Consider the following 12,988-nt stretch of genomic DNA (forward strand, 5'->3'; position numbering starts at 1 on the left):
CAATTTGCCTTGTGCCACAATTCTTTTAACCAGTTGATCCGGGTACAATACAGGCCGGAATAAAGTCAAACAACAGAGGAACGGCCGAGATAACAACACACAGAGAAATACATAGGACAAGCGTATTTGTAGTTTCCCCTGTATTCTGTATTCTCTTCTGCCTTCTGCCTCCTTACTCCTGCCTCTATCATTCGCTCCTCAAACTACTCACCGGATTTCTCCACGCCGCTTTTATAGCCTGGAAACTAATTGTTCCCAGGGCGATAAGGCCTGCAATTATTCCTGCAAGTACAAAAATCCACCACTGAAGGGACGTACGATACGCAAAATCCTGTAGCCAGTTATACATGAAATATCCGGCGACCGGGAAAGCGATAACCGCTGCTATAGCCACCAGTTTCAGGAAATCTTTTGAAAGCAATGTGACTATCGAAGAAGTGTTCGCTCCAAGTACTTTTCTTACACCAATTTCTTTTACACGCTGTGTGATAGAAAATGCTGAAAGTCCGAATAAGCCCAGGCATGCAATAAAAATCGCTATGCAGGCGAATATGGTAAATATTTTTCCTTGTCTTTGTTCTGCCTGGTAAAGATTATTATAATCGTCATTAACAAAATTGAACTGGTATGGAAACTCAGGTGTATACTGAATCCATTTTTTCTCAAGATGAGCAAGAGCGTCAGGTATATTACCGGTAAGCTTAACCGAAATATAATTATAGCCCGGCCCTGAAGATGCAGGTAACAATAAAATCATCGGAGCGATTTGTTGATGAAGGGATTCAAAATGGAAGTCCTCCATCACCCCGATTATCTTTCCACGGGTTACGCCGTAGGCAAAATTTTTTCCTATAGCGCTGTTATCATCTTTCCATCCCAACGCTCTTACAGATGCCTGATTAAGAATAAATGCACTCGTATCTGTACCAAACTCACGCGAGAAATTCCTGCCTGCCGCCATTTTTATTCCATAGGTTGGAATGAAATCATAGTCAGCAGCAACATTTTTTAATACCGCAGTAACAGGTACAAGCGAATCTCCAACTATTGCCGATGAGCCTTGTGAATCCAGCAACCTTCCGGTTGGAATTCTTGACGATCTTCCTGCGTTTTTTATTGCCGGATTCTGCAACAGATCATTTCTGAATGCGTCATAAGTAGTACCCATGGAATTTGGATATACCAATGTCACCACCTGGTCCTTATCATAACCAAGTTTTGTTTTCTGCAGAAATTTTAACTGTTGAGCAACAACCAGCGTGGTAATAATGAGAATAATTGAAATTGAAAATTGTGAAACCACCAGCGCCTTTCTCAAGGAGATATTGCTGCCATCTGTTTTAAACAAGCCTTTCAGGGTTTTCACGGGTTGGAACGATGAAAGAAAGAGTGCAGGGTAAATCCCCGAAATAATTCCGATAATAAACGGTGCAATTATTAAGCCTGTGATGACTCTGCTATTCAATAAAACGCTCCTATCAATTTCCTGGCCCAATAGTTTTCCCATTGATGGTAAAAGAAAGTATACCGCCACCATCGATAATATGATTGCAAGCCATACCATCATTACAGATTCGGTAAGAAATTGCCCGATCAATGTTTTCTTTCCAGCGCCCACAACTTTACGAATGCCAATTTCTCTCGCACGTAGTGCCGATCTCGCTGTAGACAAATTCATGTAGTTGATACATGCGATGAGTAATATAAACAATGCTACGGCAGAGAAAATGTATACACGATTGATATCTCCATTGACTTCCGCTTCATAGTCTGTATGTGAACGCAAATGAATATCAGTAAGTTTCTGAAGCTTTAATTTGGTGAATTTTGAAGGCTTGTTGGTTCCGTACTGATTAACCATCTGTTTATCAAGGAAAGCAGGGAAACGGGCCTCCATCGTCTCCGGTTTGTAATTTACCGGAAGTTGTATGTAAGTGAAGAATGAATTGTTTCCCCAATTGGTGCGAAGTGCTTCTTCTCCATAAACATTATCATCTTTCAAAGTATTGAATGAAACAAGCGTTCCCGGATGCAGGTGTGTGTTTGAAGGAAGCGGCTCATAGATGCCCGCGATCTTTGCATCAAATTGATTGTTCACCCTTACAATCTTATTCATCGGATCTTCATCACCAAAATATTTTCTTGCCGTTTCACTTGTCATCATGATGGCGAAAGGTTCAGCAAGTGCTGTTTTAGGATTTCCTTTCAACACTTTTACGTTGAACATTTCTGTGAAATTCGAATCGGCGAAATACACATCGTGTTCGGTGATCAGTTTTTCTCCGTATTTGAAAACGATATCGCCTGTACTCAGGAGGCGCGTCATTTTTTCAATCTCCGGAAAATCAGATGGCAGGTAATGACCGAATGGCGGTGATACGGTGGCGAGGTTCAGTGATTGTATTCCTTCGGAATTATTAAAACTCCTCGTCACACGATAGATCCTGTCAGCATTTTCCGGTTTTCGATCATAGCTCAGTTCGAAAAGAATATATGCCAGTATCAACAGGCAACAGGTAACACCAGCCGTCAATCCAAACAGATTAATAAACGATATCGCCGGATACTTTACCAGGTTGCGCCATGCCAGCTTGAGGTAGTTGATGAGCATCTTTAAAAGTTTAACGTGATACGTTCAATATTGAACGTAGGCCTATGATTACTTAAGGCGCTTGCTTAAATATGATACGCTTTATTCTTCGGATAGTTACAGATTTTAATTACAAATGAATTATTTGAGTTTAGTGCTCTTACGTTCTACATTCTACGTTCAACGTTTAACGTTAAACCTACTCCGTGCGTAGCGTCTTTACCGGATTCGTCAACGCAGCTTTAATGGCCTGGAAACTAACGGTGATTATTGCAATCAACAAAGCTGCCAGACCAGCCAAGGCAAATACAACCCAGGTGATCGGAATGCGATAAGCAAAGTCCTCCAGCCATTTTGAGATTGCCCACCACGCCAAAGGAATCGCAATCAGATTTGAAATAATTACCAGTTTCAGGAAGTGACTGGACAACATCATCACCAGTTGATTTACGCTCGCGCCTAATACTTTCCTGATACCAATCTCTTTTATTTTTCTTTCGGCAGCATATGAAGCGAGACCGAATAATCCAAGACAGGAAATAATAATCGCCAGTACAGCCAGGGCCGCCACCACGCGGCTTACCTGACTGTCTGCACGATATAACTCTTCGAAATGATCGTCAAGGAATTTGTACTCGAAGGGAGTTTCCTTAATCAGGGACTTCCATGTTTTTTCAATTGCAGCAATCGATTCCTGCGCTTTTTGTCCGTTAATCTTAACTGACATTTCACCAAATCCCCAATCGGACTGATTGAAAATGCAAAGCGTCTCAATTTTATGATGAAGAGAATTGAAATTGAAATCCTTAGCTACACCAATGATAGTTCCGGTAGAATCCATTCCGCCAAAGCCAAAATTTCTTCCGAGCAATACATCGTATTCCGCTTTTGGGTTATCCTTCAGCAATTCTTTTGCAAGAGTTTCATTGATGATATAAGTCTTCGCATTATCTGCGGCATAATCGTTTGAGAAATTTCTGCCTGCAATAATGGGTATCTTATAGATCTCAAGATAATCAGGATCAACTACTACCTGCGATGAAGTAAGATCGCGAGCCGGACCACCCGGTCCATGAAATGTAACACCTGTCTGATGGAGATTATTCCCCAGCCTTTGTTGTGATGCTGTAACACCGGAAATCAGGCTGTTGTTCTGTAATTCTTTTTTCAGCTCACTGTAATGACCGTTCGCGTTTCTGTCCAGCGGAATTACAGCGACCTGGTCCTTGGTAAAACCCGGGTCTTTTTGCTGCATGAAACGCAATTGTTTCACTGCAAAAACAGTTGCAATAATTAAAAAGATCGCGCCGGTAAACTGACCTACAACAAGAATATTTCTTAATGTGGTTTTATTATTTCCTCCCTGAATACTACTCTTTAAAACTTTAATAGGCTGGAATGATGAAAGATAAGCAGCAGGGTAAAGACCTGAAATTACTCCTGCCAATACCGTTCCGGCAAGGATCGTAATAAGGAAAGAAGGGTCAGTTAAAAACGGAATTTCCAATGTGCGCTGACTCAGGTTATTCACCGCCGGTAAAAACAGGTAGGCCAGACCGATAGCCAGCACAAGTGAGATCAGTGCAAGCAACACCGACTCGCCTATAAATTGCAGAGAGAGTTGCAAACGTTCTGCACCAATAGTTTTGCGTATTCCTACTTCTTTTGCTCTTTCTGCTGAACGTGCAGTAGAGAGATTCATGAAATTAATACAGGCAATCACCAGGATCACGAGTGCAATCACTGAGAAAATATAAGTGTATCGTTTATCGAATTTCTGAAAATTGTTATAGTCGTGTGTAATATTGGTAGATCCTGAATGAACTTCACTCAGCGGCTGAAGGAAAAGTTCATAGAATTTCCAGTTGTCATTCCGGGCCATGTATTTTTTCAGGTACGCCGGAAATTTCGATTCAAGTGACTTGATGTTGGTATTAGGTGCTAACTCAAGATAAGTGTTGAGCCAGTTTCCACCCCAGTTCTCCATATTTCTGGGGCCCGCGATGGTGCTGAAGGTAACCAGCGCATCAAACTGCAAATGTGAATTGGCCGGAATCTTATCGATTATGCCAGTAACAGTAAGGGTTACAGTATCGCCGCCGAATCGCTGGAATGTTTTTCCTACAGGATTGTCAACACCGAAGATCTTTTTGGCAGATTCTCTTGTAAGTAACGCACTATTTTTTGTTTCCAGTGCAGTGGAGCGATTACCCTCAAGCAACTTGAAATCGAAAATCTGTAAGAAAGTTGAATCGACATAAGCCAGTTTGGGGATATAGATTTTTTTGCCGCTGTATTCAACCGCTACTTTGTCATTCGCTCGAAAACGGGTGAAGTTTAGTATTTCCGGAAAATCGTTTTTTAAAGTCGGACCCATTGGGTACATAGATAGCGCCACATTCTGCGGAGCCACCATGCCTTCAAATTTCTGAACTTCATCCAGGCGATAGATGTTTTTGGTATGTATCGCATCAAACCCTTTTTCATATTTGACAAAGAGCATGATCATGATACATGCGGCCATACCAATCGCCAGTCCGGCGATATTGATTGCTGAAAAAACTTTGTTCTTTCTGATGTTTCGCCAGGCAGTCCGGAAATAGTTTTTAAACATCTTGTTGTTTTTATGAATGGGCAGAGGGCAAAAGGCAATAGCCAGTATTAGAGTCAAAGGTCAAGAGTGGTTTAACCTACTCCTGGCCAATTACTAATCTTTTTCCTGAATCATATTACCTGTTGTGCCGTTTTTATACTAAATTTTAAAATTTCAACTTACATAGAATCACTTCAACCTTTATTCATTTTTCCTGCACACTCATGAGCTAACGTTCAACTTTAAACGTTAAACTTTCAACTATTTCCAGTCCACCGCCTTCATCACATTCGAATACTCATGTTCTGATGTCAGCGTTTTTGCTGCTGTACCATAAGCAGATCTCACGTTATCTGTTTGCGACATTTTCGGAGCGACCTTTACCAGCACATTTGCTTTCTCGTATTCAGAAGAAATTTTGCTTATAGAATTTATGATAGCGATCCACTGGTCCTCGCCTGCGAAATTCTGATCGAGAAGATCTTTATATACATTCGCTTTGTCATAGTCTGATTGCACAGATTCAATGGCAGGGATTAAATCTGAAAGAATTTCTCCGGAGTTCTCCGTGCGCTGAATCATTTCTTTCAGCACGCCGGACTTATCATAATCAGATTGGATAGTTTTGATAACCTTCAATGTTGCTTTTGCTTCCCCGGCAGAAAGCTTTCTTTGCTGAATCCCCTCTTTGATCGCATTGGATTTGTCGTAATCAGAGTTTACGTTTTCCACCATACTTATAACATAGACAAATTGTTCCGTGTTAAGTTGCTGACGGAGTATGGACTTAAGCACATTGGATTTGTCATAATCGGAATTGATACTCTTTAGTGCTACCAGGTACGCCTGCAATGTTTCGCTATCGGTATAAAATACCTTTGCATTTTTTTCCAATAGTTGCGATTTGTCGTAATCCGACCCGATGAGCGTACTGATCTGCTGAGCAGCAATCAGCAACTCATTTTTTGTCATGGTATTTTTAGAAAAAAGATATTCGAGATAAAGACGTCTGATATAATCGGACTGCAACTCTTTCACGTCTTCCAGCACACGCTGACTTCCCCCTTGCGCGTAACTTCGTTGTACACGGCCTTGCGCATCTATTCCCTGGTTGATCATGATTTTAACTGCACTGGCCAGGAATTGCTTTCCGTTTTCGTCAAGTTCAGTCATTACACTGCCGCTGTTCACTTTGTAAACCATGCCACCATCTCTTGGCTCAATCACCAGTTTTTCCCCGTCACGGGTATATCTTACATATCCGCCATCAGAAATAAATGCGATGGCTTTATCATCATCGGTAAACCTGACATCTCCTTTGCATTCAATTTTAATAGATCCGGATTCATCATTAATCCTGATGGTCGTCTTTTTATTGCCGTCGTCGCTGAATACATGTCTGCCGAAAGAATTGTTGTTGCGGCAGGATTGAGTCAATAAAATAGCAGTAAAGAATACCACGGGCATTAGTACTTGTTTCATCTTGTTTATTTTTCCTGTTTGAAAAAAAGTTACAGATGTTCGTTTCCCGTGGCGTTAGGGACACAATATCTGTAATTTTTTCTACTCTTTTTTATTTTTTACCTATCCAAAGAAGTGAAATATTATAAATCGACAGGTTTTTGGCCTCAAGCCTTGTGCCATGAATGGAACCGTTGCCTGGCAAGGGTTCCAGCGATTCGCTAAATTAAAGGTGTCCGAAAACGGACGCATAAGCGGACAGTGCTCAGTCATCACACCTGCCAGGTCTTAGACCTGGCAGGTGTGATGAAGGTTTCCGGCATCCGGATCAGCATTAAGTGATTTGCTGACAGTTTGTTACAAGCTTTTGAACCTTGTAACCGATTTTGTAAGGTGTAGAAATATATCCAGGTGAAAGAGGTGGACTTTGAAGATGGACCTGGCAGGTCTTAGACCTGCCAGGTGTTTTCATTGCACCGCCTTTATAAACACATTCAACGTCACCTGGTCGTGAACCATTTCGTCTCCGATGCCTTTGAATGCCACGCCCCATTGCTGACGATTAAAACGAATATCTGCGCGGCCGATAAATAAATTATCATTCCGCTTTTCTGTTTTTATTTCAACGTCGATGGGTTTTGTTGTGTTTTTGATTGTGAGGTCTCCCGTGGCTATTAATACATTTTCGACGTCGGGTGAGGGCTTCACAGCTGTAATTACAAATTTCGCGGTAGGGTAGCGACCGACGTCAAAGAAATCCGGATCTTTTAAATGATTTTCAAGTCGACGTTTAGGCACCGGCTCATGATCAGGAATATCGGTGCATTCGATGCTGTTCATATCAATCACAAAAAATCCGCCATCTAACTGCTGATCTTTCATATGGATTTTCCCCTCGCTTATCCTGACTACGCCCTGGTGTTTGCCCCACACTTTTGTACCCGTCCATACTATTAGGGAATCATCAATTGAAACAGTCAGTTCTTTTGTTTCTGCGAGCAAGAGCTCTGCAGTAAATGCGAGCAGGAAGAAGGAAATAATTTTCATCGTGATCAGTTTTGCTTTTAATACCACTGGTATATCAAGTCTGTCGCACATTGCCGGTTTTCACCCACATGTTTCGGTTAAAAATTTTCCGGCGATCTATTGACCAGAAAGCTCGTCTTTCGCCATGTCGTTTTATTCGCTCTGCTTTTACCCAAAGGCAGGAATTTATTTTAGTAATTAGTATCCAGGTACATTTTTACCAAGTACGATATCCCTTGTTCCAATCCATACACCCTTATCATTTTTTGAAAGCTTTATAATTCCGCTGCCACCACGATTGCGTGATTGCGATCTGTCTTCCTTAGAGAGCAATGGATCATCTTCAAATACATATTCATCAATCCAGTAGTAGCCTTTTCCTGGCTCGTCAATGATTGGATGAATGTGCTGTGGATTTTTGCTGTTGGGGTATGAAGCAGGTCGGATAGTATTCAATTCATAGTGTCCATTGGCGTCAGTCTTTACCCAGCCGCGCAAATGGCCATGTCGTTTTGCATATTTCTGATCTGGTGCCGGGGTATATTCTCCTGTATTGTCTGTCTGATATACATAAAGAATAACTCCCGGTGCAGGGGTTTTCCCATCATTCTTAAAAATAGTTCCTGTGATGATCATCCGTTGCCCGGGTTCTTTCGGACCTGCTATATTGGCGGTGGCGCCGATGTGTGGAGGCATGCCATCAAACATCATTTCACATCCTTCGCAGCCTCCAAGCAATCTGCGGTCCCCGGCAGATGTTTGTGAGCAGGCAGCCAGGATCATGCTTGCCAAACTGAACAGCAGCAGTGAATATTTCTTTTTCATTCTGATTGTTTTTCTTCAATAAAATTCGCGTCGCCGAATGTTAAAATGACCGCGATCTGACGTCGGGTATTTTTTTCTTGATGAACTGCGAGTACAGCGTTTTTATGCAGGCCGGAAAGGACTTACTTTTAACCTGTGAATAAGTTATTCAAATACAGGATTGATCATGTTGCCTTCTGGGTGTTCACGATTATTTTTCACGCCTATACAAAACTGGATATACTTCAACAGGCAGGCCTGTCGCAATTTATATCGGAGGTGGTATTAAGGAATGTTTTGCTGGCAGCAGTAATATATTTCACGCTTCAGATGGTCATTCCGGGAATTGTCAGTGAGAAAAAAGTTTCGCGATCGGTGTTGATATTAGGCGTTGCCATCGCAGTGTATGTAATTATAAAAGATGTTCATGATATCTACCTGGATAATGAGATATTAAAGAAGGCGGATCCTCCCGGTTTACTCCGTCGCTCCTGGTACAACTTTTCAATCGTCATTTTCTATTTGTCCTTTGCTTCTGCAATGCATTTTACAAAGCAATGGTATCTGCAACGCGAACATATCCGGCAGATAGAACTTGAAAAGCTCAATACTGAACTGGAGTACCTGAAAGCACAGATCAATCCACATTTTCTTTTTAATTCCCTCAATACAGTTTTCTTCCAGATCGATAAACAGAATAGCGCTGCAAGAGAAACACTTTCTCGTTTTTCGGATATGCTGCGATACCAATTGTATGAATGCAATGGCAATGAGATTGATGCAAAAAAAGAAATTGATTACCTGAGGAATTACGTCGAATTGCAAAAGCTGAGAACGGGGGATAATTATTCAATTGAATTTAAAAACAATGGCGGGCCTGATAATTTCAAATTACCTCCGATGTTGTTATTGCCATTTGTGGAAAATGCTTTTAAACATGTTTCTCATTTTAATGATAAACAGAACAGTATTTCTATTGAACTGACACGACTCAATGGCACGTTTCATATGCGGGTTCAGAATACAACAGATCCAAAAACTCATTCAGAGAATGGTGGTATCGGATTGAAAAATGTGCGGCGCCGGCTGGAACTACTGTACGAAAGTAATTACGCGCTCGACATAAATGACAGGGGAGAACTGTTTGAAGTAAATCTGAATCTGAAAGTTCATTAATGAATTTATATGAAAATGAAATGCCTAATCGTGGATGATGAGCCTATGGCCCGTAAGGGCCTTGAGGAATATGTGCAGGAGGTCGATTTTCTTCAGCTTGCCGGAAGCTGCGAAAATGCAGTAAAAGCTGCGGGCTGGTTAAAAGAAAATGATATCGACCTTATCCTGCTTGATATTCAGATGCCAAAGATCACGGGGATTGAGTTTCTTAAAACTTTAAAAAATCCGCCGATGATTATATTTACGACAGCCTATTCCGAATATGCGCTCGAGGGATATGCTTTGGATATTATCGACTATCTGGTAAAACCTATTCCACTGGAGAGATTTTTAAAAGCAGTACAAAAAGCCCGCGATTATTTTTTACTGAAACAAAAAGCTGATGCATCAGCCGTTTCCGGCACAGGATATTTTTTCATCAAGTGTGAAAATAAATTTGAGAAAGTAAATTATACCGATGTACTGTATGTCGAGGCGATGCAGAATTATTGCATGATACATACGATCAACGGAAGAATGATTACCTATATCACGTTCAGCGGACTTGAAAGTCAGTTACCTCCTGATCTTTTTTTGAAAGTACATAAGTCATTTCTTGTTTCAATTGATAAAGTGAAATCTCTCGATGGAAATGAAATTCATATCGGCAATACACAGGTGCCTATCAGTCGTAGTCTGAAGGATGAAGTAATGAGCAGGATTATGAGAAATAATTTGTTGAAGAGATGAACAAAGGAGAACGTATAACGTAAAACGTATAACGTATAACGTATAACGTATAACGTATAACGTATAACGTAAAACGTTTAACGTAAAACGTTTAACGCCGCAGTTGTCGAAACTAAAAGCCGGCTGTTTCCTGCTTACTATTTACTACTTACTCCGACCGCAGACTGGTTGCCGGTTTCGCCAGTGCGGCCTTAACGGTATGCGTAATCACTGTCAGCAAAGTGATCAGCAATACAGCAATTGCCGCAAAAATAAAAGTGGAAACATGCAGGCCCGTATTGTACGGAAATATCTTTAGCCACTTGCTCATGAAATACCAGGCAACGGGGAAAGCAATGATGCAGGAGATCCCTACAAGAGCAACAAAATTTCTTGTAATAAGGTTGACCAGTTGCGGTGTGCCTGCTCCCATCACTTTCCTTATGCTGATTTCTTTTTGTCGCTGCTGCGTTGTAAATGCGATCAACCCTAGTAAACCAAGACAGGTTACAGCAATTGTTAGTATTGAAAAGATGGTAAAGATCTTTCCGCGCTTTTTATCTGCTGCATATTGTGAGTCGAAATCCTGATCGAGAAATGTATATTGAAAAGGCAGATCAGGAAACATGGATTTCCATGAGTTCTCCATGGATTTCAAAGTACCTGTAATATCGCCTGGTTCCAGCTTTGCCTGGATATTTGAATTATCATTCCGGTAGGCAAGAATCAACGGTGCAATCGGATTGTACAATGATTTCTGATGGAAATCTTTTACAACACCTACTACTTCCAGATAGGCTCCACTGGTGTCGCCCGGGAACTTAACCCGTTTTCCTAACGGCTCATCCCAACCGAATTCTTTTGCCATACTTTCGTTTACGATTATTCCATGAAGCGTGTCTGATAAACCTGTAAAATTCCGGCCTTTGGCGATTTTTATTGCGAGCGTGTTGAGGTAGTTCTCATCTATATTATAAACATCTACACCTTTATCCACAAAACCATTTTTTGATTCTACTGAAAACAATTGAAAATTGATATTTCCTCCGGGGATCGTATTGGCCGTACTCACGGATCTTACTTTGGAATTTTTTCGAAGCTCATCGGTAAATGCATGGATCTTGCTGTTGGCATTGTTGCCATCAATATTCATTGAGATCACCTGTTCCTGGTTGAAGCCAAGGTCTTTGCTTCGCAGATATTTCAATTGTCCGTACACCACCCATGTACAGATCAGCATAATGATGGAAATAGAAAACTGGATGACTACCAGGACGCGACGAAGATTTACATTACTTGAACTCTTTGATAAATTTCCTTTTAATATGGCAAGAGGATTAAAGCCCGAGAGATACAACGCTGGGTAACTTCCGCCCAGAAATCCTACAAAGAGGATGATGCCGAGCATCAGCGCAAGGGTGGAGGGTTCAAACAACGACTTTAACGAAATAAATTTACCTGCGATGTTGTTAAACGATGGCAGAAGCAAAGCCACAAAGCCAATACTCAGTACCAATGCAATAGACGCTGTCACTGTAGATTCCACAAGGAATTGCGCAATCAGCTGAGAACGTTTAGATCCGGAAACTTTTCTTATTCCGATTTCTTTTGCTCTTCGTGCAGATCTTGCTGTTGTCAGGTTCATGTAGTTAATACAGGCGATGATCAGCATGAATAATGCGACAGCGGAGAAAATATAGATGTAAGATATACTTCCTAATTCTTCAGGTTCACCCTGAAAATCCGAATGCAGGTGAATATCCCTGATGGGTTGTACTCCGTATTTAATATCGATATTGTATTGTTTGAAAATCGAAGCCATGTATTTGTCGTACATGGGTGCCAGTTTTTTCTCGAACGCAACCGCGCTGGTATTGGGTTTCAGCAGCACATAATTGTAAAATCCGAAACTGCCCCAGTTATTTGCAAAATCTTTAGGAAGCGTGTTGCGTGAGATGAGAATATTGTAAAGTATATGTGAGCTTTTTGGGATGTCTTCCATCACTGCAGTTACTTTGTACACTTCGTTATTGCTGTTCTGCAATGTCTTTCCAACGGCTTTTGTATTTTTTCCAAAGAACTTTTCAGCAACAGATTTTGTAAGTACCAGTGAATTCGGTTCTGTAAGGGCTGTTTTTGCATTTCCTTCGATGATGTGATGAGTGAAAACATTGAAGAAGTTGCTATCAGTAAAATAGACTTTGTCATCATAAATTTTATTGTCACCATTTTTAAACATGGTGCGGCCGCTGTTGACCATACGGACGGCATCTTCAACTTCGGGATAGTCCAGTTTGAGTGTCGGGCCTAGAGGAAACTGCGTATTTGCCCATTTCATTTTGTTGGTGGGCTCACTGATGTAAGCAACAATACGATTAATGCGATCGGATTTCAGGTGATGACGATCAAAACTCAATTCATCAAGCACATAAAAAATCAGGAACAGGCTGAAAGTAATTCCGATGGTCAGGCCAAGAATATTGAGAAAGCTGTATCCCCGGTCTTTTTTGAGGTTGCGAAGTGCTACGACGATCAGATTTTTAAGCATAAAGTTGAGGTTGAATGGAGTTCCGCTATCGAATCTTTACCGAACCAACATCGGCCTGTTCAATTTCGTGTTTTCTACAGGG

The 12,988-nt window shown here is 41.2% G+C and carries 8 protein-coding genes; 2 read left to right on the forward strand and 6 right to left on the reverse strand.

The window, feature by feature from the left end:
• Positions 1 to 187 precede the first annotated feature (187 nt).
• The 5 genes from P2W82_RS20080 to P2W82_RS20100 all read right to left on the reverse strand — a co-directional run bounded on the left by P2W82_RS20080 (position 188) and on the right by P2W82_RS20100 (position 8,495).
• A complete protein-coding gene (locus tag P2W82_RS20080) occupies positions 188 to 2,611 on the reverse strand; it encodes an ABC transporter permease (protein WP_336517723.1) in 2,424 nt (807 codons plus the stop codon).
• A gap of 178 nt (positions 2,612 to 2,789) precedes the next feature.
• A complete protein-coding gene (locus tag P2W82_RS20085; RefSeq protein WP_336517724.1) occupies positions 2,790 to 5,204 on the reverse strand; it encodes an ABC transporter permease in 2,415 nt (804 codons plus the stop codon).
• A gap of 240 nt (positions 5,205 to 5,444) precedes the next feature.
• Entirely contained in the window at positions 5,445 to 6,665 is a 1,221-nt protein-coding gene (locus tag P2W82_RS20090) for a hypothetical protein (protein ID WP_336517725.1), read from the reverse strand.
• A 447-nt stretch (positions 6,666 to 7,112) separates the two neighbouring features.
• Positions 7,113 to 7,742: a YceI family protein gene (locus tag P2W82_RS20095; RefSeq protein ID WP_336517726.1), complete on the reverse strand. Its 630-nt coding sequence runs from the start codon at positions 7,740 to 7,742 to the stop codon at positions 7,113 to 7,115.
• Between the two features lie 126 nt (positions 7,743 to 7,868).
• Positions 7,869 to 8,495, reverse strand: coding sequence for a dioxygenase family protein (locus P2W82_RS20100; protein WP_336517727.1), 627 nt, complete (start codon positions 8,493 to 8,495; stop codon positions 7,869 to 7,871).
• Between the two features lie 135 nt (positions 8,496 to 8,630).
• On the opposite strand from P2W82_RS20100, the gene P2W82_RS20105 reads away from it, so the two are divergent.
• Together P2W82_RS20105 and P2W82_RS20110 are read left to right on the forward strand one after the other, a co-directional pair.
• A complete protein-coding gene (locus P2W82_RS20105) occupies positions 8,631 to 9,650 on the forward strand; it encodes a sensor histidine kinase (protein ID WP_336517728.1) in 1,020 nt (339 codons plus the stop codon).
• Positions 9,651 to 9,659: 9 nt separating this feature from the next.
• Positions 9,660 to 10,379 (forward strand): LytR/AlgR family response regulator transcription factor, encoded by a 720-nt coding sequence (locus P2W82_RS20110; protein WP_336517729.1) that lies wholly within the window; start codon positions 9,660 to 9,662, stop codon positions 10,377 to 10,379.
• Positions 10,380 to 10,527: 148 nt separating this feature from the next.
• On the opposite strand, the gene P2W82_RS20115 is transcribed toward P2W82_RS20110, so the two are convergent.
• The gene (locus tag P2W82_RS20115) at positions 10,528 to 12,906 is read right to left on the reverse strand and encodes an ABC transporter permease (protein ID WP_336517730.1); all 2,379 of its coding nucleotides are present in this window, start codon (positions 12,904 to 12,906) and stop codon (positions 10,528 to 10,530) included.
• Positions 12,907 to 12,988: the final 82 nt, after the last annotated feature.

It is taken from the genome of Pollutibacter soli (assembly GCA_029269725.1).
Taxonomy (GTDB): Bacteria; Bacteroidota; Bacteroidia; order Chitinophagales; family Chitinophagaceae; genus Pollutibacter; species Pollutibacter soli.

Bases quoted from the DNA above. Each gene is read 5' to 3' on its own strand.
- P2W82_RS20100 (WP_336517727.1), bottom strand. From the start codon at position 8,495: ATGAAAAAGAAATATTCACTGCTGCTGTTCAGTTTGGCAAGCATGATC.
- P2W82_RS20080 (WP_336517723.1), bottom strand. From the start codon at position 2,611: ATGCTCATCAACTACCTCAAGCTGGCATGGCGCAACCTGGTAAAGTAT.
- P2W82_RS20090 (WP_336517725.1), bottom strand. From the start codon at position 6,665: ATGAAACAAGTACTAATGCCCGTGGTATTCTTTACTGCTATTTTATTG.
- P2W82_RS20095 (WP_336517726.1), bottom strand. From the start codon at position 7,742: ATGTGCGACAGACTTGATATACCAGTGGTATTAAAAGCAAAACTGATC.
- P2W82_RS20115 (WP_336517730.1), bottom strand. From the start codon at position 12,906: ATGCTTAAAAATCTGATCGTCGTAGCACTTCGCAACCTCAAAAAAGAC.
- P2W82_RS20110 (WP_336517729.1), top strand. From the start codon at position 9,660: ATGAAAATGAAATGCCTAATCGTGGATGATGAGCCTATGGCCCGTAAG.
- P2W82_RS20085 (WP_336517724.1), bottom strand. From the start codon at position 5,204: ATGTTTAAAAACTATTTCCGGACTGCCTGGCGAAACATCAGAAAGAAC.